The 26584-nt window shown below is 49.4% G+C and carries 19 protein-coding genes, 1 tRNA gene and 1 pseudogene; 9 read left to right on the top strand and 12 right to left on the bottom strand.

Annotation, left to right across the window (positions count from 1 at the left end; genetic code table 11):
- Positions 1 to 4 precede the first annotated feature (4 nt).
- Positions 5 to 406: a VOC family protein gene (locus tag A8990_RS17545; protein ID WP_116190338.1), complete on the top strand. Its 402-nt coding sequence runs from the start codon at positions 5 to 7 to the stop codon at positions 404 to 406.
- A gap of 89 nt (positions 407 to 495) precedes the next feature.
- Here A8990_RS17545 and A8990_RS17540 read toward each other — a convergent pair whose 3' ends face one another.
- Positions 496 to 1098, bottom strand: coding sequence for a TetR/AcrR family transcriptional regulator (locus A8990_RS17540; RefSeq protein WP_181909640.1), 603 nt, complete (start codon positions 1096 to 1098; stop codon positions 496 to 498).
- Between the two features lie 163 nt (positions 1099 to 1261).
- Between A8990_RS17540 and A8990_RS17535 the strand changes: the two genes are divergently transcribed.
- Together A8990_RS17535 and A8990_RS17530 are read left to right on the top strand one after the other, a co-directional pair.
- The gene (locus tag A8990_RS17535) at positions 1262 to 2185 is read left to right on the top strand and encodes a VOC family protein (protein WP_245996078.1); all 924 of its coding nucleotides are present in this window, start codon (positions 1262 to 1264) and stop codon (positions 2183 to 2185) included.
- Between the two features lie 142 nt (positions 2186 to 2327).
- Entirely contained in the window at positions 2328 to 2825 is a 498-nt protein-coding gene (locus tag A8990_RS17530) for a transcriptional regulator (protein WP_245996077.1), read from the top strand.
- A gap of 345 nt (positions 2826 to 3170) precedes the next feature.
- Here A8990_RS17530 and A8990_RS17525 read toward each other — a convergent pair whose 3' ends face one another.
- The 5 genes from A8990_RS17525 to A8990_RS17505 form a co-directional block, all read right to left on the bottom strand.
- On the bottom strand, positions 3171 to 3989 hold the full coding sequence (locus A8990_RS17525; RefSeq protein WP_245996076.1) for a carbohydrate ABC transporter permease: 819 nt from the start codon (positions 3987 to 3989) through the stop codon (positions 3171 to 3173).
- Between the two features lie 89 nt (positions 3990 to 4078).
- Positions 4079 to 4888 carry an ABC transporter permease gene (locus A8990_RS17520; RefSeq protein WP_342772903.1) on the bottom strand — a complete coding sequence of 270 codons (810 nt, stop codon included), beginning with the start codon at positions 4886 to 4888 and terminating at the stop codon, positions 4079 to 4081.
- 163 nt (positions 4889 to 5051) lie between these two features.
- A complete protein-coding gene (locus A8990_RS17515) occupies positions 5052 to 6614 on the bottom strand; it encodes an ABC transporter substrate-binding protein (RefSeq protein WP_116190334.1) in 1563 nt (520 codons plus the stop codon).
- Between the two features lie 249 nt (positions 6615 to 6863).
- Positions 6864 to 8450 carry a response regulator transcription factor gene (locus A8990_RS17510; RefSeq protein WP_116190333.1) on the bottom strand — a complete coding sequence of 529 codons (1587 nt, stop codon included), beginning with the start codon at positions 8448 to 8450 and terminating at the stop codon, positions 6864 to 6866.
- On the bottom strand, positions 8447 to 10174 hold the full coding sequence (locus A8990_RS17505) for a sensor histidine kinase (RefSeq protein ID WP_147306826.1): 1728 nt from the start codon (positions 10172 to 10174) through the stop codon (positions 8447 to 8449). The genes A8990_RS17510 and A8990_RS17505 overlap by 4 nt, the downstream gene beginning before the upstream one ends.
- 263 nt (positions 10175 to 10437) lie before the next feature.
- Between A8990_RS17505 and A8990_RS17500 the strand changes: the two genes are divergently transcribed.
- The 3 genes from A8990_RS17500 (at position 10438) to A8990_RS17490 (ending at position 13603) form a co-directional block, all read left to right on the top strand.
- Positions 10438 to 11757 carry a type 2 periplasmic-binding domain-containing protein gene (locus tag A8990_RS17500; RefSeq protein ID WP_116190331.1) on the top strand — a complete coding sequence of 440 codons (1320 nt, stop codon included), beginning with the start codon at positions 10438 to 10440 and terminating at the stop codon, positions 11755 to 11757.
- Positions 11758 to 11864: 107 nt separating this feature from the next.
- Positions 11865 to 12746, top strand: a complete 882-nt coding sequence (locus A8990_RS17495; protein WP_116190330.1) for a carbohydrate ABC transporter permease — start codon at positions 11865 to 11867, stop codon at positions 12744 to 12746.
- Positions 12746 to 13603, top strand: coding sequence for a carbohydrate ABC transporter permease (locus A8990_RS17490; RefSeq protein WP_425463916.1), 858 nt, complete (start codon positions 12746 to 12748; stop codon positions 13601 to 13603). Before A8990_RS17495 ends, A8990_RS17490 begins: the two co-directional genes overlap by 1 nt.
- A 346-nt stretch (positions 13604 to 13949) precedes the next feature.
- On the opposite strand, the gene bshB2 is transcribed toward A8990_RS17490, so the two are convergent.
- The 6 genes from bshB2 to pdxR form a co-directional block, all read right to left on the bottom strand.
- Entirely contained in the window at positions 13950 to 14606 is a 657-nt protein-coding gene (bshB2, locus tag A8990_RS17485; RefSeq protein ID WP_116190329.1) for a bacillithiol biosynthesis deacetylase BshB2, read from the bottom strand.
- Positions 14607 to 14627: 21 nt separating this feature from the next.
- Positions 14628 to 14972, bottom strand: a complete 345-nt coding sequence (locus A8990_RS17480) for a YojF family protein (RefSeq protein WP_116190406.1) — start codon at positions 14970 to 14972, stop codon at positions 14628 to 14630.
- Between the two features lie 89 nt (positions 14973 to 15061).
- Complete coding sequence (locus tag A8990_RS17475) at positions 15062 to 16117, bottom strand: methyl-accepting chemotaxis protein (protein WP_116190328.1); 1056 nt, start codon at positions 16115 to 16117, stop codon at positions 15062 to 15064.
- 667 nt (positions 16118 to 16784) lie between these two features.
- Entirely contained in the window at positions 16785 to 21884 is a 5100-nt protein-coding gene (locus A8990_RS17465; protein WP_116190326.1) for an endo-1,4-beta-xylanase, read from the bottom strand.
- A gap of 441 nt (positions 21885 to 22325) precedes the next feature.
- Positions 22326 to 22401, bottom strand: a tRNA-Ala gene (locus tag A8990_RS17460).
- 94 nt (positions 22402 to 22495) lie between these two features.
- Complete coding sequence (gene pdxR / locus A8990_RS17455) at positions 22496 to 23917, bottom strand: MocR-like pyridoxine biosynthesis transcription factor PdxR (RefSeq protein ID WP_116190325.1); 1422 nt, start codon at positions 23915 to 23917, stop codon at positions 22496 to 22498.
- A gap of 122 nt (positions 23918 to 24039) precedes the next feature.
- Between pdxR and A8990_RS17450 the strand changes: the two genes are divergently transcribed.
- From A8990_RS17450 to A8990_RS17440, 3 genes and pseudogenes are all read left to right on the top strand, one after another.
- Positions 24040 to 24588, top strand: a complete 549-nt coding sequence (locus tag A8990_RS17450) for a pyridoxamine 5'-phosphate oxidase family protein (RefSeq protein ID WP_116190324.1) — start codon at positions 24040 to 24042, stop codon at positions 24586 to 24588.
- Positions 24589 to 24800: 212 nt separating this feature from the next.
- Positions 24801 to 24974, top strand: a pseudogene (locus A8990_RS32165) (transcriptional regulator); the annotation flags it as partial.
- A 217-nt stretch (positions 24975 to 25191) separates the two neighbouring features.
- Positions 25192 to 26211, top strand: coding sequence for a glycoside hydrolase family 130 protein (locus tag A8990_RS17440; protein WP_116190323.1), 1020 nt, complete (start codon positions 25192 to 25194; stop codon positions 26209 to 26211).
- The last annotated feature ends 373 nt before the right edge of the window (positions 26212 to 26584 follow it).

The raw sequence follows: 26584 nt of genomic DNA, 5'->3' as shown, positions 1-26584 counted from the left end.
AACCATGAATCTAGTAAAGCTTGAGGGGATTACAATGCTTGCCGACGATGTTGCTCGTTTGGCGAGGTTCTACCAAGAAGTTCTGGGATTTGCGATCGTTGTAGAAGAGGAACATTACGTCGAATTCAGCAACCCTGGAGTACGATTAGCCATTTGCTCCAGATCGCTGATGGCGGACAACACCAATGCGTATTATTCTTTCCAAGAAAGTCGCAAAGGACAGGCTGTCGAGCTGAATTTCCAATGCGAATCGCCTGAGCAGGTATACGCGCTGTATGATGAATTCGTTTCGAAGGGCGCGCTCGACATCATAGCACCACAAATCAAATCTTGGGGACATACGGCTGCCTTCTTCGGAGACCCAGAAGGAAATGTACATTCCTTATTCGCGGTGAATCCTGCGTAAATGCGATCAAAATCCAATGAAAAGCACGCCATAAGCTGGCGTGCTTTTCATTCTCTATGCGTAGTCCACGCCGTCAAGGAGGTTCGAAACTACCTCAGCAGCTTAACCAAGCCTTGAATAAGCGCTTGCAGATTGAAGCCGCCGAATAGGACCGAATTAATCGTAAAGCCTTCATTAAACGCTATGATTTGGATGGCAGTCATTCGAGTTTCCTGATCCTTGGAAATAAAGCCTTGTTCTTTCAACACGATAATTAATTGCTCGATGCCAATAACCCACTCGCGATATTTGTTCTTCAGCATATCCTGCATCTCTTTATCATGCTTCGTTTGCTGGTAGAAATCGACCAAAACCATAATCCAGTCCGGGCAATCCTTCAGCATCTCCGATAGTCCAATCAGCGTATATGTCAAGACTTCTTCCAATGTCGTATTCGCCGGATTATACTTCCTCGGCACATCCGTCCAACCGCGGGTTAATTCCATCTGGTACTCAAGAACATGCTTGAACAGCTCTTCCTTACTTGCAAAATAACCGTAGAAAGCGCCTTTCGTTTGGCCGGTTTGAAGGGCGATATCTGTTAAAGTCGTACCCACGTACCCCTTCTCCGAGAAACATTTCATTCCTGCTTCGACGAGTTTTTTGTAAGTCGTTTCCCGCTTCAATTGAAAATTATTTTTCGTGATGGTCATCATAGATTCTCCTTGTACTTGTACCATTCGCTCGCTTACAAATTAATAGTGCCTATAGTTTATTATAGCAAGACCAGGGGAACATTTCGACGTGCTGAGGGCTTATACTGGTTATGTTATAATCAAAACATGCTACCAATATTGGATAATGGAGGTAATGATCGTGAGCAACTCCAGAAACGGTTCTTCCATCACGACTCACTTATGGTTTGACAAAGAGGCGCAGCAAGCCGCGGAATTCTATTGCTCTGTGTTCCCCGACTCTTCGATTACAAGCATGGCGAAGCTGCAAGATACACCGTCAGGCGACTGCGATATGGTGTCGTTCAACGTATTCGGACACCCGTTCATGTCCATCTCAGCCGGGCCTCTGTTCAAACTCAATCCTTCCATCTCTTTTATCGTCAATTTCGATCCGTCTCGGGATGAGAACTCTCGTGAATTGATCGACGAAGTATGGAACAAACTGTCCGATGGCGGAACCGCGCTGATGGCACTGGGCAAGTACCCGTTCAGCGAACGATATGGCTGGATTCAGGACAAGTTCGGTGTTTCATGGCAGCTGATGTTGACGAATCCAGATGGTGAGCCAAGGCCGGCAATTGTAACTTCATTGTTGTTTGTAGGCGATAAATGCGGAAAAGCAGAAGCGGCGCGCGAGTTCTATCTCTCCGTCTTCCGTACGACTAGACCAGGTCCTATCATCCGATATGGCCCGGGCATGACACCGGATACCGAAGGGACAGTCATGTTCACGGACTTCATGCTGGAGAACAGCTGGTTCGCGGCCATGGATAGCGCGCATAACCATGGGTTCCAATTCAACGAAGCGGTTTCCTTAATGGTGAGCTGTGAGAATCAAGAGGAAATTGACTACTATTGGGACAAGCTGTCTGCCGTTCCTGCGGCTGAACAGTGCGGATGGCTGAAAGACCAATTCGGTGTTTCGTGGCAGATTGTTCCGAGTAATCTTAGTGAATTCATGTCCAAAGGCACGCCGGAACAGCTCGCTCGGGTCACGCAAGCGTTTCTGAAGATGAAGAAGTTTGACCTTGCGGTGCTGGAGCAGGCGTTTCAAGGGGAATAGAATTCAATTGAAGTTTCCCGGCCGACATGGTATATTGCATCCAATTTACGGTATGAAGCACATACCGCTTCAGTATGTTTGTTGTGTTTACAACGACATACTGGGGCGGTTTTTTTTATTCTCCGAGTAAGGTGTGATGCGGATGTTGAAAGGATTGTGCCGTGGAACGATTGACTTTTTGCGCTACATTTGGTTTCCTGCCATCGGCAATCTGGAGCACTTATTGCCTGAATATGAGGTCAGGGACTTTAATAACGGATATCGTTATCTGGACCTAGCGTACCTGCCAGGAAATGCGAAAGGCTGCATAGAAATTCAAGATTACCGAAGTCATGCCAGAGATATCGAGGTCAGCCGTTTCAAAGATTTATGTATGAAACAGTCTCTGATTGTACTTGATGACTGGCAGTTCCTCCCCGTTGCCTACTTATCCATCCGAGATGACCCTGGCATGTGCAAGCAGCTCGTCCTCTCTTTCGTTGGGAAGTTTCTCTCCCGTTCAGCTTCCAAGGGATTGATTTGGGCTGAAGTCGAGATTATACGGTATGCACATCGACAACTGCGTCCCTTCACACCAACCGAGATAGTTAGTCACATGCAGCTTTCTGACGGCCTGCTGAAGAAAAACTTCTGGAGGTAGCTAGCGGTAATCAGAGATATCGAGCTTATCGACTCGTACAAACAAGATAACCGACAGATTCGATTTTTAACGGTTGTCAGAGTGGTTATTTCCCAAAAATAGCATGATTCGAAGCTCTAGCGGTTGTGACTGACGTTATTAGATCTAATATCGCCGAATCTTATTCGAAATTTCCAAATAAGCGCTCTGGCAACCGCTAGAATTAATGAGTGGCATTGTGAGCATGTTAGCCGCTGTCACAATCGTTAGACTCCAAAGTTGCTTTTGGGTTGCTAGATGATCCCTGCACAAACAAAAAATCCGAACACCTCTCCAATCCAAGGTGTTCGGACTCTATCTCCTTGCTTAACCTTTCACCGCGCCTACCGTAATCCCTTTCACGAAGAATCGCTGGAAGAACGGATAGATGACCATGATCGGCAATACGCCGAGCACCGCGACGGCCATCTTGATTGCCGTGGAAGGTACCTTCGCCGACAAGTCGCTGCCCATCCCCGATGAAGCCGTGCTCATTAGAAACTGGACATCGAGCAGCATTTTGTTCAAGAGAACTTGAATGCTGAACAAATTATCTTTCGTGACATAATAGAGCCCGTTTAACCAATCGTTCCAGTAGGACAAGCCAACAAGCAAGCCGAGTGTCGCCATAATCGGCATCGACATCGGAAGAATAACCTTCGTCAGAATTTGCGACTCGCTTCCCCCGTCTATCTTCGCAGCTTCTACGACGGCATCGGGAATGTTCGACGTGAAGTAGGTACGCATCATGATAATGTTGAACGCTGTGAGCAGCATCCCCGGGACGATCAATGCCCAAATCGTATTTTTGATATGAAAATATTGCGTCCACATCATATACGACGGCACTAGCCCCCCGCTGAACAGCATCGTGAAGAAAATGAAGAATGAAACTACATTTCTTCCCGGAAGCTCTTTCTTCGATAACGGATACGCCATCAAGGTGGTTAGTATAATATTCGTTACCGTACCGATTACCGTTACGAATACAGTGACCCCGTACGCGCCTACGATGGAATGAGAATCCGTCAACAGATACTTGTACGCCGTAAAGTCAATGGCCCGCGGAATAAAAGAATACCCGTTATGGATAAGCGCATCTTCCCCTGTTATCGAAGAGATGAGAAGAAGCGCAAATGGAAGCAAACAAAATATTGCCAAAAAGATCATAATGAAATGTGTTAAAACATGAAAGCCTTTACTGTTGTCGACCAAGCTCGATCCACTCCGTTCCGCTAAAACAAGGCGCTGTCTTCATCTATTTTTTTGACGATATAATTTGCTAGAATGACGAGGACGAACCCGACAATCGATTGGAAAAATCCAGCCGCAGATGCCATCCCTATATTGTTCAGCTTCGCGAGTCCCCGATACACGTAAGTATCGATCGTATTCGTTATATCGATCAGCGCACCGCTATTCATCGGAACCTGGTAGAATAATCCGAAATCGGAATAGAAGATTTTGCTGATGCTCATAAGCGTTAAGATAATGATGATGGATTTCAGTCCCGGCAGCGTGATATGCTTCATCTGCTTCCAGCGGCTCGCTCCATCAATGACGGCGGCTTCGTAATAAGACTTGTCGATGCCAACTAGCGTCGCATAATAAATAATGCAGCTATAGCCGAAGGACTTCCAAATGGCAACGATAACGATGATATACGGCCAAAATTTCGCGGTGGAATACCATGATATCGGCGCAATGCCCAGCGGTTCCAAAATACTGTTATTAACAAAGCCCGATTCCGTGCTTAGAAAACCAAAAACAAGATAGCTCACCACAACGATTGAAATCAAATGAGGCAGCAGAATGATCGTTTGATAGGACTTCCTTGCCCCATTTTGCCGAATCTGATTAAGCAGCATGGCAACGCCGACTGCAATTACGGTTCCAATAACGATAAAAGTTAAATTGTACAAAATCGTATTCCGGGTAATGGTCCACGCTTCCTTGGTCTTAAACAGAAATTCGAAGTTTTTCAGTCCGACCCACGGGCTGTGCAGGATCCCGATTCGATAATTGATCTTCTTGAAGGCGATCATAAGACCGCCCATCGGGATGTAGTTATTGATAAAAATATAAATACATCCCGGAATGAGCATCAAATAAAGAGGAATAAATTGTTTCAGCTTATCTAGCTTTTTTTTTTGAGCAAAGTCATGGTAACCTCCATCTATCTTCTATCCTCGAAATCCACCAACTCGTTTATTTATTAGCGGCCAGCCACTCATCAAGCTGTTTTTGCTTCTCTGCAATCACCTTGTCGACGCCTGCAGCCTTCAGCTCATCCAGGTATTTAGGCAGCGTCTTCGCAGGATCCAATGTGCCTGTTTCCAGTGCGAGACTATACTTCGCGTCAACGTTGCTGACCATTGCAATTTCGTTAGCTACGCTCTCCGGATTGAAACGGAAGCCTTTCGCCGGGGACTGGTGCGCTGAGCTGTTATATTGCTGCAAGTAATCCCATTTGTTCTCAGGCTCGCCTTTCCAGAGGTACGAGATCGCTGCGTTTGGCGTCGCCCAAGGAAGGGACATCCAGCCCGTATTGCTCGCATCTACGCCTTGCGGATAGTCGATAATGCCTTTCGCTTCGTCGACCATGACATAGTTGCGGCCTTTCACGCCGTTAACGAGCAGGTTCGAAATATCGGCATTCGTATGTGCCAAGTTCAAGAATTCAATGGCTTTCTCCGGATTTTCGCTGCCGCTCGCAAGCGACCAGCCCATACCGGAAACATGGCCCGTAATGGAGAATGGTTTCGTCAGCTCGATGACTGTGAACGGTTGACCCACTTGCTTCGCGATGTCATCCACGTTGCCCGGATTCAATCCGCTGAAGCCGCCCATCACTTTGCCCGCTTTGAGCAAGCTGATTCTGCTCTCGGAGTTGTTCGCTGCATCCGGCATTACCAGGCCGGCCTTGGACCATTTGTACATATGGTTTACGAAGTCCTTGTAGCTGTCCGTTTCGATCATATTAACGACTTTCGTGCTTTCTCCCATGGCATCGATGACCCCTGGGCCAGTACCCAAGTTATCTTCCGTGTTCGGGCGATATACGTTCGTGAAATCAAGACCGATTGGGTACATGTCGGGATGCAGTTTCTTCGCTTTGGTCATGATCTCTTCAAGCTGATCGTAGGTTTTCACTTCTTCTGGCTTGAAGCCGACTTCATCGGCAATGTCTTTTCTCATGATGTAGCCGTAGTTCGTCGCTTTTTCTTTGGCGGTCGGGATCGCGTAGATTTCGTTGTTGATCGATACCGCGCGGCGATCGCCTTCGCTCAAGTTCTTCATGATGTCTTGACCGTGGTCTTCCAGCAGCTTCGTCATCGGCAGAATCTGACCGCTGGTTGCCAGCGAGCTGATATCCAGCGCGAATGTAACGAACAGATCCATCTTCTCGCCCGACGACAATGCCAGGTTCGCTTGCTGTTGGAACGAACCGAAGCCGACTCGCGTAATGTTGACGTCCGCGTTGATGAGCGGTCTCGTAATCTTGCTGATCTCTTCGTTTACCGCTTTAATATCTTCCGCTTTTCCATCGCCTACCATCATGAGATCAACCGTATACGGCTTCTCCGAGCTTGCATTCTCGTTCTTGTCAGCAGGAGCTGCGGCGTTATTGCTCGCAGTCGTGCCGCTGTTCGCGCTGTTTGCGCTGTTCGCCGTGTTTGCACTGTTCCCGTTGTTGTCACCGCAAGCCGTAATGAGCGTCGTCGACATCGCGACCGCCGTGAGTAGACCAAGCATCTTTTTCTTTTGCATTGTAGACTCCCTTCGAAACTTTATTTATGTGGAACTATCTTTATCTTAATGATTACGAAAGCAGCGCTCTACCGAACTTGTTACGGTTATTATCACTTTTAATCCTGTAAGAAGACGGCAAAATCCGCATTGTTGAAAATGTATCCTGCCGCTATCGAATTTGTTACTTTGTGAATACAAAGCAGCGATTCAAAGCGAATACCCTCCCATATGCTTGCGCGCATGCGGAGGGCATTCCTTGTTGTCTTCCTATTGGCGATCCTCGGCTGGCGTGACATTCCAGGTCTTCTTGTACACCTGCGAGAAGTGGGAGAAGTTCGAGTAACCGACCTTCGTTGCAATAATGCTGATCGGCAGTTTGGTTGATTTCAGCATCGCTTGCGCAAGCTTCATCTTTTCCAGAATAATAAATTCCTTCAGCGACATTCCCGTTTCCGACTTGAACAGCCTTGAAACGTAGTTCGGATTCAAATAAACTTCCCTCGCGATATCCGTACGCCGAATGTCTTGGTCGATATGGTCGCGTATATACTGAATGATGACGTCGACCTGATTCTTCATTTCCTCGTCGGAACTCGGAAATTGCTTGAAGAATTGAGTCGCATACGCGATAAATTCTTTCATCTCATCTACGTTTGAATAAGAACTCAACCATTTCCTCAGATTCTGCTCGTCTTGAAAAATACGATCAAGCGGAATATCCATCGCTTCGGCAGTCGTGTACAGCATCTGCATAAATTGCTGATAAAACCGCTTCAGAAATTCGGCATCGATCGCCTCGTCGATCACCAACCGGTTCAACAATTCGCTTGCTTGATCACGAACAACCTCCGCATCGCCTTGCTCGATCAATTTACTCCACATTTTCATGTTCGGAATGGGAGACGAGACGCTCTGTTGTTCGATTCGATCCTGCAGCCGGAATACTTTGCTAATATGCGAGACGTTATTCTGCATCAATTCAATAAGCTGCTCCGACTGCTCAGGTACATTAACAATCGAAGCTGCATCACCGGTATAACACGCAATATCGCACCCATAATAGGCGCGATAAACCTCAATCAATTTATCAAGCTGCCGTATAATTCCCTCTTGATCAATCAACTGCCCCTCAGGGGCGTAGACGAAGAACAGCAATCGCTCGTCCTCAAGCTGGACAACCAGTACATGCTGGCCATATCTGGCGAACAGTTCTTTGGCAATATTGCCAATCGAGAATCTCAGCAAGCCGCCCCGCCACGATTCCATTGCTTCTTTCAAACGAAAAACGTCCAGCATCACAAGATAAAGGTTGTCCTTCGGAGCAAGCGTAACCTGAATTTGGCTCAAATCCTGCATGAATCGCGCCAAATCTTTATTTCTGCGATAGATCCAATCCTTGACGATATTGTCGAGCAGGATCTCCTTGTTTTTCTGAAACATTTTACCGTAGGAGTAGTACTTCTTCGTTTCATTCTTCTGATTGATCTTAGAGATCGCTTTCCGAATCGTATTCTCAATCGTCTCGTATCTTGCGGGCTGTAGGATATAATCAAAGCCGCCCAACTGCATCGCCGTCTTCGCATACGAGAAATCGGCATGCGCCGTCAAGAAAATGCATTCGATATCGATCTTCTGTTCTCTGGTCCACTGATAGAGCCTTAGTCCGCTCTCGGCCGGCATTTCAATATCGCAGAGCATAATATCGATGGAGTGGCTGCTCAGGAGCTCACGTGCTTCGTATGCATTGTAAGCTTTGAACACTTCTTCCACGCCGATGTTCGCCCAGTCGATGCCGAAGAACAATCCGTTCACCACTTGCGTCTGATCATCTACGATGAGTACTTTCACGTTCATACTCTCCTCGTCTCTTCATCTGTCCGATATGGAATAAAAATATCGATGCGCGCACCGTTCGACGTACTGAACAGGAAGGTGCATTTATTCAGAAAAATCATGTTGTATCTTCGGATTACATTCAGAATACCGACATTGTCCTTCGACACATGCGCATACGGATTCGAATCATTTAACAATGCCAGCATTTCGTCCGAAAATCCAGCCCCGTTATCCATAATCGTAATATTAACGAATTTATCGTCCCCGTTCTCCAGCAAGCTTGCTTGGATCGAAACGATCAGCTGTTTGTGAATGGCAACGGCATGCTTAATGGAGTTCTCTACGAACGTTAAGATCGATATCGGCGGAATTCGGAAATCCTTCAGACGCTCGTCCACGTTTACTTTGCAGATCAATTCATGCGAGGCGCTCATTCGCTGCAATTGAATATAGTTCTGCACGTTCGTGATTTCATCTTCAAGAAGAACCAAGGAATCGTTCTCTTGGAACATATACCTTAAATGCCGCGACAAGAGGATGATCATATCCTGAATCTGATCGTATTTCTTCTGCTCCGCGATCCCGAATATGTTCTTGAGCACATTCAGATAGAAGTGAGGCTTGATCTGTATTTGCAGAAATTGAAGCTCGGCCTGCTGCTTCTTCATCTCGCTCTCATAGCTCTCGATCTTCAAATCTTTGATTTCTGCCATCATCTCATTGAAGGTATTGCTCATCTGCCTAAATTCATTCACTCCGGAGTCCATGTTCATAGTGGCGTTCAAATGTCCGTTCTTGATCTTTTTCATCGTAGCCATCATTCGCTTAAGCGGCCTAAAGAAAGAACGCTCTAGCAATAGGAACGAGATCAACATCAAGAGCAGGATAGACACGGAGCCGACCAAGAAGGCAATCTGAACCTTGTCCAGGTAGAACATAAACCCGCGATAAGGCATGATGTACAAATAGTGCAAATGCGCCTGCGCCGAGTAGTTCTGTACGACAAAAAATTTCTGAGCGCTGCCAGCTATATAATAGGATTCGTTCTGACGCTGAATGGCAATTCCGTCCTTCTTGATCGCAGCGATGGAGGTCAGCGGCACGCCTTCCTGATTGGCGAATGCGAAGAAGCCGTCCCCTTGGCTTTGGCTGAAGCTCTGGGGCACGATTACGTTATCGAAATCGATCATGGAAACCGTATACGTATCACGATTCCCCATGATACGAAACAGATAGTATTTATCCGCGATTTTATGCGGGAACCATCCCCAAGAGCGATAGTTTTCTTTCGTTTTAAACATCGTTTTCAAATAAGCTTCGGCGTCTCGGCGAATGTTATGCGAATAGTTTTGACTATAGGTTTTATAGAAAAGCGCATTCGCCATCGAATAGACGAACATGCCCCCGACAATTTCATTCGTTCGAAAGTATCCCTGGTAGTTATTCATAATGTCCTGCGCGTAAAATTGCAAATCGATCGGATCCTGCTTAAACATCAGTTTCTTGAAGCTGTTATCGTTCGAAACCAAATTCGACATATACACATCGGCATTGCTTAAATTCTTCTCGAACGTGTCCTGATAGAGCATGATGGAGTTGCGATTCGTCGTCTCGATCTTGCTGTTCAAGACGTTGACGACATAGAAATTATAGACGGCTAGCAGCAATACGAGCGGGATAATAAAAATCATCATAATCAAGACAACTTGCTTCTTCGAAGATAAATTCCATCTAGTTATCACAAGAATATCACCAACTCATTCCCATAGAATCGAGACTGATTATACCAGTTAATCGGCAGAAACACAGTACCAGGGGACACTTGTCCTGGGTCAGCAGAACGGGGTTTCGTATAGAAATTACCCCTATTAAGCAATTCGTGACCTACTAGTCTTCCACTATTATACAAATGTATCCTTCAATCATTGAATTGTAGCCCTACTCAGAAATTACTAATAAATTTATCCTAAAGTTGTACATAAAACCTATTGGGAGGTTGCACTTCATGAAGAAAAGTGTTCTGGTCTCATCGCTTAGCTTAGTCCTAGCAACGACAACTGTGTTAAGTACAGCAGGTGCTGCAACAAAGACGGATACCATTGTGATCAGACATACACAATTAGGCGAGGCGAAACAACAACGTCTCAATATCCTAAAAGATGTATTGGCAAGAGTATCCAAAGAAGTGCCAGGAGTCAAATACAAGCTGGACGGCGTAGATTCGGACGTAAACCGTAAAGAGAAATTGCGTTCCGAAATGGTCGTTAACAAAGCTCCTGCAATCTTCGATCTGTTCGGCGGCACGGACACGCAGCTGTATGTGGAAGCAAACAGACTGCTCGATCTGACTCCGATTCTGAAAGAGCTCGGCCTGTCGAATAAATTCATCTCGCTCGATGAATTTAAAGTGAACGGAAAAGTATACGGCCTGCCTATCGGCGGCTACCAAGAAGGCTACTTCTACAATAAAGATTACTTCAAAGCGCATAACCTGAGTGTTCCAAAAACATTGAGCGAGCTTGAGAGCTTGGCTGCGACGATTAAGAAAGACGGCAAAACACCATTCGCGCAAGCTTCCAAAGCTGCATGGGTACCGCTGATGACAGCGAATACGCTTTGGTCCCGTTATGCAGGCCCGGATATTACGAATGGCTTCACAACAGGCAAAACAAAATGGAACAGCACGCAAATGGTGGCCGCTTTCACGAAGTACCAAGATTGGGTGAAGAAAGGCTACTTCAAACAAGGCGAGCTCGGTTTGGATTATGCGGAACAACGCAACCAGCTGATTCGCGGCGAAGCCATCATGATGTATGACGGATCATGGGCTTCCAGCGTATTCTCGGATCCTAAACAAGCGGGCAGCTTAACGAACAAAGTAGGCTACTTCGCATTGCCGTCGGTATCCGGTGGCAAAGGCAGCCAAACGGCTGTTAACGGCGGCTTCTCCAACGGCTACGGTTTCTCATCGAAAGTGAAAAATAACAAGCAGCAATACGCATTCGTCAAATCGTTCATCAAGAACATGTACAACGACGAAATGCAAATTCGCGGTCTTGAAGCAGACGGCGTACTGCCTTCCATGAAAGTAAGCAGCAGCAAATTGGCTAACGCTAAAGTATCAGGTCTGGTGAAAGAAATCATTGAAGTCGGCAACAAAGCAAGCGGCGCATTCCCTGCCTTCGACTCCCTCGTTCAACCTGACGTAAATACGGCACTTAGCGAAGGCATTCAAAAGCTGATCGCTGGGAAAACGACACCTAAAGCGATGCTGGATGCGGTACAAAAAGCTCAAAACGCAGCAAACAGCAACGAAGATTTCTAAACTCGACACTTTGATCCGTTAAAAGAATACCACCCTCCTCAGCGTGGGTGGTATTTTTTTATAAAATCGATGCTTACAGCAAATGTCTGACTATCACGGAGGAAACGATGAATAAAACATTAAGAAACCCTTGGACCTATGTCCTGTTCTTGCTGCCTCTCCTTGTTTTGTATATCATGTTTTTCGTATATCCGATGATCTCTGCATTCACCACCGGCTTCATGAAATGGAACGGTCTGACCGAGCCCCACTTTAATGGTTTGACTAACTTCAAGCATGCGTTCAATGACGATAAATTTTGGCAGTCTGTTTTTAATAACGGCAAATTCATTCTGTTCTCGGTATTCGTGCAAGTCCCTATCATCATATTCTTCTCGCTCTTAATCAGCAACGTAAAAAAACTCAGAGGTTTATATAAAACGGCCGTATTTGTTCCTTCCGTCATGTCAACTGCTGTAATCGGCATCTTGTGGAGCTTCATCTACGAACCGGATATCGGCTTGTTTAATCTCATCCTGACCCGAATTGGCTTACAACCTGTCATGTGGCTGTCCGACTCCCATTGGGCGATGTTCTCGATCTTGCTCACCAATGCATGGCAGTGGACGGGATTCTATATTGTAATGGTTCTCGCTGCAATCTTGTCGATTCCTAGAGAAATAGACGAAGCCGCTATCGTCGATGGAGCCAGCGCTTTCAAACGCGCAACCAAAATTACGGTGCCGCTTATTATGCCGGTCATCTCGGTTGTTATCATGCTCTCTATCGCAGGAGCCATGAAAGCTGCTGATATTATCATCGTTATGACCGACGGCGGTCCAGGCGGGATCACCGACGTCATGGCCACCTACTTAATCAAATACGGGATTACGAATGCGAAATACGGATACGGCAACTCCATCGGGGTGTTGATCTTCTTATTCTCTCTCATTCTGACCGCATTGTATCAAGTTTTATTTGCTAGAAGAGTCGAAAGGGTCGAATACTAATGACGATGACACTGAGATCGATGAAAAAAACTGCCCCCCATATTCTTTTGCTAGGTTTCTTGATCGTGACCCTGTACCCGTTCATTTTCGTTCTCTTCTCGTCTGTGAAATCGGATAATCAAGCCATTGCGAGCAATCCGTTCGGGTTCCCTTCTTCGTTTCATTTTGAGAATTATTACGAGGCTTGGGTGAATGCGAAAATCAGTGTTTACTTTTTAAATAGCTTGTATATCTCGACACTATGCTCGGTCGCTACCATTATTTTTGCCTCCATGGGAGCTTTTGCGATTACGCGGATGCGCTATCTGAAGATGAGCAAGGGGCTGTACCAATTCATCCTGATCGGCCTGCTCATTCCTGGAAATGCTTTACTGCTGCCTATCTTCATCATGTTGAACAAGATGGAAGGCGTCTTCGGTCACCCGATCTTGGGAACCCATATGGCGCTCATCCTGCCTTACACTGCAGGGGCCATTCCGTTTACAGTGATTATTCTGTCGGCGTTCATGCGATCCATTCCAGGTGAAATCGAAGAAGCGGCTGTGATGGATGGTCTGCGTGCGAAGGGCGTTTTCTGGAAAATCATTATGCCCATCACCGTTCCTGCATTGGTAACCGTGTTTATCATCAACTTCATCGGCAACTGGAATGAGTTCATCTTGGCGAACTTCTTCATCTCCACCGACGAATTGCGGACGCTCCCAGTCGGGATGGTCGGCTTCCGCGACATCTATAATACGAACTACGCCCAAATGTCGGCGGGAATCGTGTTCAGCATCCTGCCAGTAATGATTATCTACGCCGTCCTGCAGAAGCAGATCATTGAAGGATTGACTGCTGGTGGTGTTAAGGGTTAGAGGTTGCCCCGCCATCGCTGCCTTGTAGCACATATGCCACCTCCCCGTTCGTTTACTTAACCTGCCCCCATAAACTCTGAGAGTCGGGCAATCCGACTCTCATGAGTAAAACTAACCCATTTCAAACACGATAGTCGCAAAATCCGACTCTCACAACGCCAAAAGCCCACAATCGCGGCGGCGCCATCTCCGAGAGACGGGATTGCCGACTCTCAGCGACGGATTCCCCTCTCTCGCTGGCTGAGAGTCGGAAAACCCGACTCTCAACAAACAAAGCCGCCCCTCAAGCCACATTACAACATGGGCTTGCGAGGCGGCCTTTTGCCCGCTCGGATATTTGGTTAGATTAGTCGAAGCGATACGTCCAGAAGCGCTCGGTCCCGAATCTCGCTTGTATTTCTTGATCCGACAAACTGTTTCTGCCCATTAGCTCAGCGGCTTGGAATTGCGAACGATGCGATTGAATGGAAGCCATCTTCTGTTTCAAATAGCTCTTAACATCGATCACGACATCAGGTCGCCCGATCGCTTGCTCGTGATCTTTGGAGAAAGCCATGCAATGAACGACAGGGCGCTTATCTGCAGGCAGCTTCTCAATTGCGCGTATAACGGCAGCTCCACACGCATCATGATCTGGGTGAACGCTATACCCCGGATAGAATGTAATGACAAGTGAGGGTTGAAGTTCTTTCAGCAACTCCTCGATCCGACTGTCTAGCAGCTGCTTATCTTCGAATTCGATCATTTTGTCATGGAAGCCGAGCAGCCGCAAGTCATGTATGCCGATTGCCCGGCAGGATGCTTCTAATTCCTGCTTGCGAATGTCAGGCAGTGTTACTCGGTTAGCAAAGGGAGGGATCCCCATATTGCGCCCCATCTCTCCCAAGGTCAGACAAGCATAAGTGATCTTGGTACCTTGCTGAATGTGCATCGCCAACGTGCCGGCGGTTCCGAACGCCTCGTCATCCGGATGAGGCAGTACAACCAGAATATGTTTTTCCACTTCAAGTCTCCTCCCTCTGGATTAGAATGGGGTTTTGCTTAGCTGCAAGGCAACGATCAGCTTTCCTTGGCTGTCATGGCCGGCCATAATCAATCGTTCCTTCTCCTGCTCTTCATAATAAGTAAGACCTTCCGCGTATATCCAGCCTCGTTCCATCTTCAGGCCGACCCGAAATGGGCCGTTTCCCGAGATAGAACCATGCGAATACCTCACCATTGTGTTCGTAATGAAGATCGATCCGGGATGCTTCGTGCTATCAAAATGTGCGGCATACGCTCCAGTGGTCATTTCGAGGTGAATATAAAGCTCTTGTTCCTTGAATGCATCGATTCTTGCTTGAACATCCGATGGATTGATCGGCTGCATCATATTACGTTTACCTCCTCTTCCGTAAAACCTGTGTATAGCTTAACCTTTCCTGACTTTGAAGACAAGTTCATGGCCTGCAATCGCCATCATTCGAGCTCGAATTTACTGACGGCTTCGCTCAGTTTGCTCGCCATTAAGCGGAGCTGCTCGGATGCGCGAGCTACTTCTTCGACGGAAGCAAGCTGTTCCTCGGAGGAGGCCGCTACATGATGCGTATGGGACGCAGACGTATCGACGATGCGGGTCTGCTCCTCTAGTGTCGCGGTAATTTGCTGACTGCTTGCGGACATTTGTTGGCAAGCTGCCGATACTTCCTGCACCAGCTCCGATACCTGTTCCACCGAGGAGAGAATGGTTCGGAACGACTCGCCTGTTGCGTCCGTTATCTCGGTAACCAAACGCGCATCTTCGGCGGAAATAACCAGCTTGGAAGCCGCTTCTGCGGTTTGTGCCTCGATCGCCTGAAGGAGCTCTCGGACTTCATCGGAAGAGTTCTTCGAACGTTCGGCCAGCTTCCGAATTTCTGTCGCAACAACCGCGAACCCTTTGCCGTGTTCTCCAGCGCGGGCGGCTTCGATCGCCGCATTCAGGGCCAGCAGATTCGTTTGATTGGCGACATCGGCAATTAGGCTAAGAATTTCGCCGATTTTCCCGCTAGATGCTTGCAGCTCGTGCATCGTATTCACGGCGGTAAAGACGTTCGTCTCCATCGTTTTCATTTGCTGCAGCGTTCGAGAGATCGCTTGTTCACCTTCTACGGCTCGTTCGGTAGTATGGTGCGCCAGCTCGGATACAAAGGCTGAAGATTCGGCAATCCGCTGGATGCCGATTGCCATCTCCGTCATTGCGCGCCCGGACTCCTGCGAGCTGCGCAGCTGCGTTTCCGTGCCTGCAGCGACAGACTGAATGGCAACTGTAATTTCTTGCGTGGCATGGGCAGTTTGGTTTGCGATTTCTTTCAAGTGAAGCGATGACTCTGTCACTTCATGCGAGGTTGATTTGATGCTGCCAGTCAATTCTCGCAAGCTTTGAATCATCTCGTTGAAAGAGGCTGCAGCTTGACCGATTTCGTTGTTGCTCGTGTTTGGCATTGTAATCGTCAACTTGCCTTTGGCGGCTTCCCCGGCAGCAGCTGCCAGCAATCGAAGGGGGCGAATCGTTACGCGAAGGCTCCGTTAATACGGCTTCCCCTGCCATCACGCGGGTGTAGCTGTCCAGAAACACATCATCGAGCGGATAGTCCGTTCCGTTATCATTGCTGCCGGCGCTGCTTTGGCTGGATTGGATCATCGTAATGAGGTTCTGTTCGCCGCCTTTCTCGAACAGCTTCGTGGACATATAATAGGCATTTGTTATTCGGCCTTCATCCGTCATAGCACCGAGCTCTTGACATAGGCTTGAGCTACAGAGTCGATGGATGAACTGCTGACTTGCGCCTGAGCACCGAGTTTTTCGCCGATATCTCTAAAATTATCGAACGCCGCATTCTTCTGTTCCGTATAAAGCATCCATACCATAACAGTGATCACGCTTACGAAGAGAATTGACAGCATAATAGTGGTGGATAATACTAAGCTTTTACGTTTTGAGAAAGCAAGCAAGACAGTTCACCTCGACTGGATTTATGAACTCTACCATACCATTCGATTGTTAAGAAAGTTTAGGGCGATTGTATATTTATTAATTTCTTTATACTTGGGGAAGGGTCCACAAAAAAACACGCCAGAATTCTGGCGCAGGCGCGCTCGCTCCACACGAAAAACAGCCACCTCGAAAGATGGCTGTTGTATTCGTTTGCAATCAAATGGATTACAGATTCCAAATGCGGTACAGGATGACTGCCGCTTCAGCGCGTGTGAGCGAATCGTTCGGCGCAATCTTGCCGTTCTTGCCGTTCACAATTCCGGATTTAACCAGAGCCATAGCGCTGTCTTTTGCAAAACCTGAAATACTCGCCGCGTCAGCATATGCATCTAAATTACCCGAGACCGCGATTTTCTTGCCAGCTGCAGCCAGAGCGCGTGTCGTCAGCACCATCATTTCTTGACGGGTGATCGCGCTGTCCGGCTTGAACGTATTGACTCCATAACCAGTGGTGATACCTAGTTCTTTCGCGATGACCAACTCATTAATATAATAAGCGGTATTCTTCACATCGCTGAACATTGCTTCATTGTTCCCTGTACCTTTCAATTCAAGCACTCTTACAAGAAGCGCGATGAAATCCGCTCTCTTGATCGAAGCTGCAGGGGAGAAGCTGTTCGCGGAAATTCCCTTGATGACATCGCGTGCTGCCATCGATTCAATCGCTTGCTTCGCCCAAGGTACGGAAGCAAGATCTTCGAATGTCTTCTCCACAAAAGCAACTGCATAGTTACTGAAATGCGTCGTCTTGAAGATGACCGTCCCGCTCGCCGCATCGTAACGAGCGTTCGATACCGGCGTAGCGACACCATTTCCGTCAATGTACCAGATGATAATATCATCCGGGTTGCTTAGTTCTTCTGCCGTAGGCTTGTAAGGTACGGATACCGTAACAGGCACGTTCGGATTGTTCCAAGCTACTACTTTGTCTCCGACCGAAACTTCTAGATTAATGACAGGTTTATCACCAATCTGTTTACGAATCTCATCGCTGAGCCCAGCCGTCGAAGCTTTGGACATGTGAACCGCCACAGCGTCTGCATTGCCTACATCTGTATTAGACAACATATTACCCGGAAGATCGATCGTACCGTTCTCCGTCTTGATGGAGAGTACGGTCGTACCAGAATCTTTCAAATTCGAAGTCGGCAATTTCACTTCATACGAAGTCGAACCCGCTTGTGCCGGGATTTCCACCGTAACTTGTTTCTTGCCTTGGGCATTTACAGGCGCTAGTTCCAGCGCTTTATTCAAGTTGCTGCTGGAGATGCTTGAAGTAGCCTTTCCGTCTTTCACTTCTACCGTCGGAGTTATCGTGACTTTACCGTCAGATTGTCCGATAGGAGGCTCGCTCGGAATGATTGGCGTAGAAGGCCCCGTAGATGGCCCTGCTGATGGTGCAGCTGCGAGTTGCAGCGTGCCGATCTTGAATAGATCCTGATAAGCCGTTCCGGTAGCGTCGTTCCAAGCGAATGCGCCAATACGTGAACCGGCCTTCGCGTCGTTCACCTGAACGTCGAAGCCCATCTGAGTGCCAACTTCAGGCGATATCTGGACAAACGGAATCTTCATCTCTACGGTGTAGGAGTTCGTCTCTTCGTCGAATGTCGTTGAGGAAGTCACCGTCGTCGTTTTGCCCTGAGTATCTGACATGCCCGAGTCTACCGACGCAACGCCGTCATACCGAACGCGGTAATGTCCGGCAGCGTCCGAGTACGTGGAACTGGAGCCGTTCAGCAGATCAACGACCACTTCGAATGAATCCTGCTCGTAAGCGTTCGTTGGCGTCTTGTCCAGCGGTTCGGACGGATCTTTGGTCACCTTCGCGAATACGTACAGGTTCGCGTTGTCCCACAGCATGCGGGCGGTAGCGGCCGGCATAATTGTGCCCGTCTTCGTGTTACCTGCCTGCTTGACGTTGATCGGTATGGATGGTGTCGTCGTCCAAATATCGTCCATGATTCCATCGACAGCCGGCGTTCCTTTTGCGGCCGTTGCGAGCTTGCCTTCAGGCTTCTTCGGATGCTCAAGCGCAGCGTAATACGCGAGGTATTCGGCCGGGTTAATCACGGCTCTAAACGCATCTTTCGGATACAGGTTCCCATCGAACAACAGCGGAGATTCAGGTGCATGCCAACTGGCGGTGTCCGTTAGTCCCCAGATCGAGATACGTTGCACCGTATTCGCGAAATCGGGATGGGTATACACCTGCATCAACCGAGCGTACTGCGCAGCTTGATCTTGAGCTTGCGTTACCGACTGTTGTCCGCCAGAACCGGCTGAGATGTCGAGCTCGCTGATCGAGACTTTGACGCCGATATCCTTGAACATCTGAAGCGTCTTGCGCGTATTGCCAGGATTGGTTCCGAGGCCGTTGTGCTCCTGTAAGCCAACCCCTTGAATGAGCTGCTTGCCTGGGTGATCCTCGGCCCAGCGGTCATTAATGTCCTTCACCATGTCGCGAACTGCCCCAGCCTTGGTCTGGTCGTCCATGCTAAAGTCGTTGTAGTACAACAGAACGTCATAATTCGGCTCCGCCGCACGGGCGTCCTTGAACGCCTGTTCGACGTAGTTCACATCCGTCGCCGCCAGCCACGGGGTGGATTTCAGGTAGCTATGCCAATCTTTCGGATCCAGATTGCTGTTGCGAACGGTGTTCCCCATCGCTTCGTTGACCACGTCCCACGAGATGATGTTCTGTGTGCTCGCGTTGAATTTGCCGTCAAAATGCGTGAGAACCGCCTTGATATAGTCGTTCATGTTCGCATACGCCCCAGCCGCGGTTAGACCTGGGTTGGACAGAGTCGAGTCGGAGTCGGAGATCTTATCGTTGTTTAGCCATGGAATCGACTGATCATGCCACACGAGCGTATGCCCATGTATGAGCAGGCCATTGTCGATCGCGCTCTGAAGCTCCGTGTCCGCTTCAGTAAAGTTCAATTGCTCGACGCTCTTCGTCTTGTCGCTGGTGCCAATCAGCGAGCTTGGCTTCAACGCGTTCTCAGGCGTCACAACGCTGAACTGGGATTTCAGGACGGACATGAACGGGTCGTTCATGAAAGCCGGGTTAATGATGTTGCCCATTAAGTAACCGGAATAAATCGGACTCGCCTTAATCTTATCCAATAGGGCGATGTCAGGGTTGAAGACGTTAGCAGTGTCACCGATCTCGATCTTCAAGTCGGTGATGGATAGCTTGTTGCCCTCTGCCGTACTGCCCGTCTCAAGCAGGAAGTCGCCGCCTCCGGACTTTTGCGTCCAAGCGAACTTAATCAACTTCGGCGTTCTATTAATGGTAGCGGTGCTTGGCCAAACGCCGGGATTCGACGTGTTATTCGGGTTGAAGCGCACCTGACCGGAAGCCGAATCATCCACGGAAGCCATAAACGACACCGTGTATGTCAGGCCAGGGTAGGCGATGAAGCCGTCCTGCGCAGCCGTTCCGCCTGCGGCGGTACCGGTCGCGAACTTAGCGCCCTTATACTTGTTCTTGCCGGTAGGCGCCCACAATTGAAACGCGCTTCCGCTAACCGCGAGTAACGTATCTGCAGGGTTGACTAGGGTTACGCCGGGAACGTAAGTTGTCCCATCGGTGGAAGTCAGACCTGCGCTCGCGTCGGAGAGCGTGGAGGCGTACGCAGGGTTCACTTTCGTCATGTCCAGCGCCCATCCCGCTGGGACCGGACCGCTCTTGTCATAGTTGACCAGCGTATTGCCGCCAGCATCCTTGACGGTGAGCGTGTTGATTGAGAACGCTTTGCTTCCGGCTTGCCCGCGAATTCCGATGCTGCCGATCAGCCCGCCCGCAGCCTGACTGCCGTCCATTGTGAAATCAACATTGTATGTCTGCGTTTGTCCGTCCGATATCGTGTTTTCGAAGTAAGCGGGAACCACCGAAGCGGTCTGATCCGCCGTATATTTGTGAGCGTTAACAGCATCAACATCGGCTTGCGTGTACGTACCGCCATCATCCTTCGTGATCCAGCGCACGCGGAAACCTGTTGCGCCCGATGAAGTCACGTTAAACGAAAGGTGATACGTGGCGCCCTTCGCAGGTGTAAAAGCCGCTAAGGTGCCAGCCGAGAAAGGCCACTGGGAAGCGTTGATGCCCATCATGAGGTTCGCACCTGCCCAAGAACTCCCATCACCTATCGTTAAGCCAGGTACGCTGCCAAGTCCAGGTATTGCCGCAGGCGGCGGCAGATCGCCGGGCTTCGACGTGACGACGATGCTTGAGATCGTGAAATCCGGGGTACTACCCTCCGTCTGGACACGAATGTCCGTTGTTATGTCCGCACCTGCCTTTGTGAACGTCAGCGAGTAGTTTCCATCTGCTCCGACTGTTTGGCTGGCATAAGTGGTATAGTTGCCGCCGTTCTGAGCGAGCTTCACAATTGTACCCTGCGAGGTGGTGCCGTTTACGGTGAAGGTGTAATCTGTGCCAGCCGAGATGCCCAAGCCGACTTTGGAGAGGTCGACGCCATGCCAATCGGCCCCTCTACCCGTAAGGGAGAGAATGTACGAACCCGCGCTGCCGCTCACGACAGCAGCGACTCCAGCCTGCTTCAACACTGTGCTACTGCCCCAGCCGTTCGCCAAGGCGGCGTCCGTCTGCATGTCATAAACGGTTGTGCCTGGCTCGGTCGTACCACCGCTGTCATCCGTGCTTGGCGTGGTGATCTGCATATCGGTTATGTACACGACAGTATCTTGCGCCGTGCTGCCCGTATCAATCTGCAGGTTACCGCCAGTGGCGGCCTGAGTCCAAGTATACGTAACCGGTGTAGGAGTCGTGCTAATGCTTGTTGACGCCCAATCGCCGGAGTTGTTGCCCCTCGCGCGCACCTGACCGGTGCCGTCTGCTACATAGGCGTTAAACGTAATCGTATACGTCTTGTTCGCTTCAGCAACAAAACCGCTGTTTGTGTAATAATTAGTTCCGCCTACGGCGGTTCCAGTTTGGATATTAATCGCCTTATACGTGCCGCCCGACGGGTTAATCCCTAACGAGCCGTCAGCATACATCGCCATCTTCGATGAGCCCGTGTCCGCCAGTTGAACGCCCGGTTGATAATTGCCATTACCCAGATACTGATCGTTGCCCGTCGTGCCCGGAACCACCAACTGGTTTGCGTCAATCGACCAAACAACCGTACTGCCGTTACTGTTATCTGCCGCCTCCGCTGAAGGCGCTGACCATAATTGCGGTACGAATAATGCGGCTGCCAGCAGCAGCATTATTATTTTTTTGAACCGTCGATTCATTCTGATGTCCCCTCCAAGTTTACATACTTTTAAAGCGCTTACAATAACCTCGGAATAGACCTCCTTTCACAGCGCTTAAATCAAACCATGACTCATTATAACGCGCAGAATGAAAGCGTTTGACCAGAGAAAGTATAGACTGTACTGTATTTTACTTAGGCTCTCATGCCCTTGGTATTTCAGCAAATAAAAAACGCAACCTATTAAAAACAGGTTGCGTCTAGAGATTTTTGGTGGAGCCAAGGGGATTCGACTCGGACATGTTCGTCTATCCGTCAAGGGATGTCCGAATCTTGATTGTATTTCAGCGATAGATTCAGACGCCGTGCTCCTCCGCTACCGCTCCGTCCGCGCGGACGAACCACGGGGTTCGCCTCCCTGTAGCGCTCCACTATAATAAACAGAAAACCACGTCCTAGGACGTGGTTTGATTGTTTATTATGGTGGAGCCAAGGGGGATCGAACCCCTGACCTCTTGCATGCCATGCAAGCGCTCTCCCAGCTGAGCTATGGCCCCATGAAAGCGTGTTACAAAGGAAATTATAGCACGCGCCTATTGTGCTGAACAAGCACTATTTTCCCCGTCTTAACACGTCTTCTCACCGTTCCATTCATCCAAACCAAGCCTGCCGCAGCCGCTCTAGCCCTTCGCGGATCTGCTCCTCCCTCAACCCTGCAAAACCAAGCATCACATAAGATCGCGGGCATTCAGCCGGGTTCATCCAATGCCTCATCGGCGAGTAAACACGGACGCCCCGCTCCGCTGCCAGCTCGATTAGTTCCGCACAGTCGCATCCATACACATCGAGCAGCAGATGCATCCCCGATTTCTGCCCGATTACGCCGACTCGGCTTCCAAGCTGCTCATAAATCGCCCGAAGCAGTACGCGATGGCGCGTCTGATAGAGCTTCCGCATCTTACGGACATGGCGCTCGAATGCGCCGTCTCTCATGAACAAGTACATTGCCGTTTGGATGAGCGGCGACACGGACTGGCTGTAATTTTGCAGGCCCTCCCTATAGGTATCCGCGAGCGATTCCGGCAGCACGACATAGCTCAGCCTTGCCCCTGGCAAGAAAGACTTCGAGAACGTCCCCAAATAGATTACCCGATCGGAACGGTCAAGCGCCTTCAACGCCGGAACCGGCTGCCCCTGATAGCGAAACTCGCTATCGTAGTCGTCTTCGAGTATATAGCCGCCCTGTTCATACGCCCAGTGCAGCAGCTTCCCCCGCTTCTGAACCGGCATGACAATGCCTATCGGGAATTGATGCGAAGGCGTCACATAGACCACATTCGCCCCGCTTTGCCGAAGTGCTTCGAGCGATACACCGTCCTCCTCTAGTGGAATCGGCACGACTTCCTTCTTATGATTCGTGAATACCGCCCGGACCCCGTTGTATCCGGGCTCCTCCATCGCAATCCGCTCCGTCAGCGGCAGCAGCTGGCACAGCAAGCTGATCGCCTGAGCAGTTCCTGCGCACAGAAAAATCTGATCAGCTGAGCACGCTACGCCACGCGACTGGTACAAATAGCGCACAATTTCCTCGCGAAGTCCAAGGTGGCCTTGCCGATCCCCGTAGCCGATGACCTCGGGCAGCCGTTCATCGATCGCATCCGACAAACACTTTTTCCACGCCTTCACCGGAAAAAGCCCCAGCTCCACGTCGCCATACTCGAAATCTATCGTATCCGCTCGACCACGCTCACCTGCAGCCTGCTTTACTTTTTCAAAACGACGATTCTTTACGCTTCCACTCTCCCCCTCAACTTCTGGAAGCTGCTCCATAGGAAGTACAAAGATCCCGCTCCGCGGCCGGCTCTGAATATATCCTTCTGACAACAGCTGCTGATAGGCGGCCTCGACTGTATTTTTGCTCACCATTAAGTGGGCCGACAATTGCCGAATCGAAGGCAACCTCTCGTCCATCGGCAGCGCGCCTCCCTCAATTTGCTTTCGGATATACCGGTAGAGCTGGTCGTATAGAGGAGTCTCGCTTTCTTTTGCCAGCTCAGGCGTTAAACTGATCATCTTCACTCACCATCTGTACCCATAAAATTATGTGAAACTGTCACTTCAGACAGGGACAATTTCCGTCTAAAATGACTATAACACAACAGACCTGGCAGCAACAGGAGAAGGAGAGAATTCGCATGTTTCCAATACGTATGTCCAAGCTCGCCTGCACCGATGATGCACGCATCCAGCAATTTCTTAAGAACGCCCGGATTGGGTTTCTCGGCCTCACAACAGATGACGTCCCTTACGTCGTCCCTCTCAATTACTACTGGTCGGATGGTGCCGTCTACTTCCATGGAGCAGCTGAAGGCCGCAAAATCACAATGATCGATCGCAATCCACGCGCTTGCTTCACAGTCAGCGAAGAATACGGCACAATTGCGTCGCCTATCCCAGCTCACACTGACACTGCCTACATGAGCGCTATTGTTGATGGCACCATCGTTAAAGTAACGGACAACGTCGAAGCAACTGAAGCGATGCAAGGGATGCTGAACAAGTACGTCCCGGGCTACTATGACAAACCGCTGCCGCAGAGCCACCTCGAAAAATACGTGTCATCGATGGGGAGCAAGACTGCCGTTTACAAGCTCATCTCCACCTCCATCACCGCCAAGGAAAATGAAGCGAAGCCCGCGCACATGTTTTACCAAGGCAGAACGATCGGCTCAGAGCGACAGTAAGGGACGACAAAATTGCCAGCCTCCCGCTTGTTCGGCTATACTGGAAAAAACAGATCGTGAAGCACACGCCGCTTTGTCACAGAGTCACCTCATCAGGTGATTTTGTAAGCAAGGCGGCTTTTTTGCGTCTGCCCAGCGGCCTATTGGAAGAAAGGATAAACTCCACGATGCTCTTGTTCAAAGAAGCTTACTACGCTTGGCAGCACCATTAACTGACGAACGAATCCAACCACCGAAGACGAGAATGGCTTGAAAAAGGACTCGGTCATGGCACCTACGAATTTCTCCGTCTTGTCTGGTATCCGGCCGTTCAAAATTTTGATCACCTTCATGCGGAGTGGGAGGTACGGGATTTCAATAACGGCTACCGTTATCTGGATCTTGCGAAAGCTTCTCGTTGTAGCCGGAGGTAAGCATCGTTATCGCACGTATGCGATTAGAACGTCATAATTAGCTCGAATTTGAGCGATTTTGAAATTTTAAAGGGAGAAAATTGTTTGAACTTGGTTTGTTTTTGTTTGGACTTGCCCGAATCCCGTTCCAGAGCGCGGATATGCATGCTATAGTGGGGTGAATATCATGAGAGAGGTTGATTGAGCCTAGATGAAAATTACACGTTGCGAATCAAACCCGATTGTCACTCCCGGCTTGTACGATTGGCGTAAAGCTACGGTTTTCAACCCGGCTGTCATTATTGAGAACGATAAATTTTATATGATGGAGCGAACGGCGGGCAGCCTTGATCCGTTCCAATGCTTCTTCGGCTTGCTGGAGAGCGAGGATGGTGTCAACTTTAAGCATGTGCTGGACAAGCCGGTCATCCATCCGGAGCAGTTCGGCTTCCCGTACGGCAGTATCCAGGATCCGCGCGTCGTGAAGATCGACGATACATTCTATCTGAACTATGCGCTGCGTCCTTGCTCGATGAGCTACTATCCGACAGGCGTGGGTATTCCGAACAACTCTCGGCCGTCGTACCCGGACGGATGGGGCGAGGAAGAGGTTCATTGGCGGACGCGCTCGTCCATTGCAACGTCGAAGAACTTGATCGATTGGGAGTTCCTCTGCGACACGACGCCGCTTGAAATTAACGATCGCGACAATATTTTGTTCCCTGAGAAAATTGGTGGAAAATATGCGCTGCTTCGCCGTCCGGAAGAGTATATTGGTGAAGCATACGGCACGGAGAAGCCGGCGATGTGGATTTCGTACTCCGAAGACCTGATCCACTGGGAAGAAGCAATCCTGTTCGCCAAGGTGGAGCAGGAGTGGGAATTCAAGAAGATCGGCGGATCGACACCGCCGATCAAGACCGATAAAGGATGGTTGGTGCTCTACCACGGCGTCGGCCCGGACCATATTTACCGCGTCGGCGCGATGCTGCTGGACCTGGAGCAGCCGGAGAAAGTGGTCGCACGTGCGCCGGGCTTCATAATGGAGCCGGAGACGTATTACGAGAAGTTCGGCTTGTTCATCCCGAACGTCGTGTTCCCGACAGCGAACGTCGTGAAGGACGGCATGCTGTACATCTACTACGGCGCAACAGACACGGCGATCTGCTTGGCGACTGTACCGCTGGATGAGCTGGTGGAGTACGTGATTGCAGAGAGCACGAAGAGTTAGTTTTGGAGAGGGAGAACACACCTGCTGGGCAGGTGTGTTTTTTGTTGTGTGCCACGCATGGCGATTAACTAGGCGGTGAAAGTCCGCTGTGGGGGCTTGTAGTTGCCAACCACTAGCCAAGAGCAAGGGTGTCCATTGTGAGGTGGAATCTGAAGGAAGCTGGAGGCAAAATTCCGACCCGAGGAACACGAATATCATCAGGCATAGGACACGGGACGAGTTTGCAACACATAACGAAGTCCAATTAACTACACGGACGTGCCAATGTAAATGATGCGGGTGCATGGAAGGAAAGTGAATCGTCTTACCGTGGGAGGTCTCATGGACGTGAGGAGATTCATTTCGAATTACGGTTGAAACAAGATTTATCATG

This window comes from Paenibacillus taihuensis (assembly GCF_003386535.1).
In the GTDB taxonomy this organism is placed as follows: domain Bacteria; phylum Bacillota; class Bacilli; order Paenibacillales; family Paenibacillaceae; genus Paenibacillus_Z; species Paenibacillus_Z taihuensis.
This window is presented reverse-complemented; position numbering and strand designations above follow the sequence as displayed.

What these genes read in the sequence shown, in the direction of transcription:
- A8990_RS17545 (WP_116190338.1), top strand. Translation starts at nt 5, where the DNA reads ATGAATCTAGTAAAGCTTGAGGGGATTACAATGCTTGCCGACGATGTT.
- A8990_RS17540 (WP_181909640.1), bottom strand. Translation starts at nt 1,098, where the DNA reads ATGACCATCACGAAAAATAATTTTCAATTGAAGCGGGAAACGACTTAC.
- A8990_RS17530 (WP_245996077.1), top strand. Translation starts at nt 2,328, where the DNA reads ATGTTGAAAGGATTGTGCCGTGGAACGATTGACTTTTTGCGCTACATT.
- A8990_RS17520 (WP_342772903.1), bottom strand. Translation starts at nt 4,888, where the DNA reads ATGATCGCCTTCAAGAAGATCAATTATCGAATCGGGATCCTGCACAGC.
- A8990_RS17515 (WP_116190334.1), bottom strand. Translation starts at nt 6,614, where the DNA reads ATGCAAAAGAAAAAGATGCTTGGTCTACTCACGGCGGTCGCGATGTCG.
- A8990_RS17510 (WP_116190333.1), bottom strand. Translation starts at nt 8,450, where the DNA reads ATGAACGTGAAAGTACTCATCGTAGATGATCAGACGCAAGTGGTGAAC.
- A8990_RS17500 (WP_116190331.1), top strand. Translation starts at nt 10,438, where the DNA reads ATGAAGAAAAGTGTTCTGGTCTCATCGCTTAGCTTAGTCCTAGCAACG.
- A8990_RS17495 (WP_116190330.1), top strand. Translation starts at nt 11,865, where the DNA reads ATGAATAAAACATTAAGAAACCCTTGGACCTATGTCCTGTTCTTGCTG.
- A8990_RS17490 (WP_425463916.1), top strand. Translation starts at nt 12,746, where the DNA reads ATGACGATGACACTGAGATCGATGAAAAAAACTGCCCCCCATATTCTT.
- A8990_RS17480 (WP_116190406.1), bottom strand. Translation starts at nt 14,972, where the DNA reads ATGCAGCCGATCAATCCATCGGATGTTCAAGCAAGAATCGATGCATTC.
- A8990_RS17465 (WP_116190326.1), bottom strand. Translation starts at nt 21,884, where the DNA reads ATGAATCGACGGTTCAAAAAAATAATAATGCTGCTGCTGGCAGCCGCA.
- pdxR (WP_116190325.1), bottom strand. Translation starts at nt 23,917, where the DNA reads ATGATCAGTTTAACGCCTGAGCTGGCAAAAGAAAGCGAGACTCCTCTA.
- A8990_RS17450 (WP_116190324.1), top strand. Translation starts at nt 24,040, where the DNA reads ATGTTTCCAATACGTATGTCCAAGCTCGCCTGCACCGATGATGCACGC.
- A8990_RS17440 (WP_116190323.1), top strand. Translation starts at nt 25,192, where the DNA reads ATGAAAATTACACGTTGCGAATCAAACCCGATTGTCACTCCCGGCTTG.